Consider the following 1,367-nt stretch of genomic DNA (forward strand, 5'->3'; position numbering starts at 1 on the left):
CGTCGAGCGTGCCCGCCCCGAGGCCGATCTCGACGAGGCGGTCGAAGGCGCGCCGGTCGTCGCGGGCCGCGGCGGTGGCGAGGTCGACCGGCCACGGCCGCCGGGTGAGGCGGGCGAGCACGTCGGTGTGCCGGAGGTGCCTGCCGAGCCGGTGCCGCAGGGACCGGCGGTAGGAGCCCGCCGGGTCCGGTGCCGTGGCGGCGGCGCCTGCCAGGGCGCCGGAGAGGACCGCGTAGTAGATGCCTTCACCGGTCAGCGGGTTGATCAGCGACGCGGCGTCGCCCGCCAGCAGCACGCGGCCGTGCGCGACGGCGGGCCGCCCCGGGGACAGGGGCAGCCGGTGCCCGCGCAGCGGCGTCGGCGGGAGTTCGGGGAGCAGGTCGTGCAGCCGCGCGGTCAGCTCCGCGCGGGTCGGCGGCGTGGTGCGGGCGAGTTCGCCGTAGCCGACGTTCGCGGTGCCGTCGCCCACGGGGAACACCCAGGCGTAAGCGGGCCAGTGCGCGGCGGCCATGACGAGCCGCTGTTCGGCGACCGGCCAGGGATCGGCGCCGGTGTACCCGCGCAGCGCGATCGCGACGGTGCCCGCCCGCGCCCTACCGGCACCGCACTGCCGCCGCACGACCGACTCCGCGCCGTCCGCGCCGATGACGGTCCGGGCGCGGACGGCCCCGTCGACGAGGACCGCCCCGTCCCGCTGGACGAGCGTGCGGACGCGGTGCCGCTCCAGCACCGCGCCCGCGTCCTGGGCGGCGCGCACGAGCCTGGCGTCGAGGAGCACGCGGGGGATGACGGAGACCGGCCGCGTGAAGCTCCGCCCGACCCGCGTGCCGTTCGGTGACACGAGGCGCAGCGCGGCGACCGGACCGGTGCCGGCCGCGAGTTCGGCGACCGGCACCCCGAGCTCGGCGAGCACGTCCATGGCGTGCGGCGCGACGCCGTCACCGCAGACCTTGTCCCGGGGGAAGTCGGCGGCGTCCAGCACCAGGACGCGTGCGGTCGGGTCGGCGCGCAGCGCGGCGATCGCCGCCGTCGACCCCGCCGGCCCGGCACCGACCACCACCAGGTCCCAATCGGTCCCGCGCGGCGTCCCCCCGCGCATCAGCGGACGAAGTGGACGACGGCGGACGACCTCGGCACCCAGGACGCGTCCCCGGTCTTGTCCGGTTCGACCGGTGTCACGCCGTCCTCGGACCGGGCCGACCGGCAGAGGTGTCGCCGATACAACCCGGTCGGCCGCGCCTGCTGGTGTCGATGCGGCGGGGGTACACCGCAGGCCGCAGAAGTCGTCGTCACCCGTTTCACGGTACGGCTTGCGCCCGCACTCGGCAGATGACCGACTTGGCGGCGGCACCGGCCGACGGGCGGTG

General features: G+C 77.3%; 1 protein-coding gene. It reads right to left on the bottom strand.

Annotation, left to right across the window (positions count from 1 at the left end):
* The coding region (locus ACFV4N_RS43780) for a geranylgeranyl reductase family protein (protein WP_499678608.1) at nucleotides 1–1,099 on the bottom strand (1,099 nt) is incomplete at its 3' end.
* Nucleotides 1,100–1,367: the final 268 nt, after the last annotated feature.

The sequence above is a fragment of the Actinosynnema sp. NPDC059797 genome, assembly GCF_042732085.1.
Lineage (GTDB): Bacteria > Actinomycetota > Actinomycetes > Mycobacteriales > Pseudonocardiaceae > Actinosynnema.